1 protein-coding gene and 1 pseudogene are annotated in these 441 nt (G+C 61.5%); both read left to right on the top strand.

Annotated features, from left to right (window positions below; all coding sequences use genetic code 11):
• Positions 1-2: 2 nt before the first annotated feature.
• Complete coding sequence (locus MBSD_RS15060) at positions 3-341, top strand: ExbD/TolR family protein (protein ID WP_237071836.1); 339 nt, start codon at positions 3-5, stop codon at positions 339-341.
• Positions 342-352: 11 nt separating this feature from the next.
• A pseudogene (locus tag MBSD_RS15855) lies at positions 353-441 on the top strand (biopolymer transporter ExbD); the annotation flags it as partial.

Here is a 441-nt window from a genome sequence, read left to right on the forward strand (position 1 = left end):
ACGTGATGCTGGTGCTGCTGATCATCTTCATGATCACGGCGCCGATGCTGTCGCACAACATCCGCATCGACTTGCCGCAGCCGAACCCGAACGTCCAGCAGGAAAATCCGCTGGAGCCGATCAGCCTGGTGATCAAGGAAGACGGCTCGCTGTACTGGAACGACAGCCCGATCTCGGACCTGGAACTGGCGGCGCAGCTGGCGGTGGTGGGGGCCAAACCTGAAGATGCGCAGCCGGAGCTGCGCATCAAGGCGACCGACACCACGCGGTACGAGATCCTGGCGACGGTGATGGCCGAAGCCAAGAGCAAGAACGTCAAGAAGATCGGCTTCGAGAAGTGAGGTAAGACGCCATGGCGTTCAGTACCAACAGCGGCGGCGGCGGCCCGATGTCGGAAATCAACGTCACGCCCCTCGTGGACGTGATGCTGGTGCTGCTGAT

It is taken from the genome of Mizugakiibacter sediminis (assembly GCF_000953855.2).
GTDB classification, from domain to species: domain Bacteria; phylum Pseudomonadota; class Gammaproteobacteria; order Xanthomonadales; family Rhodanobacteraceae; genus Mizugakiibacter; species Mizugakiibacter sediminis.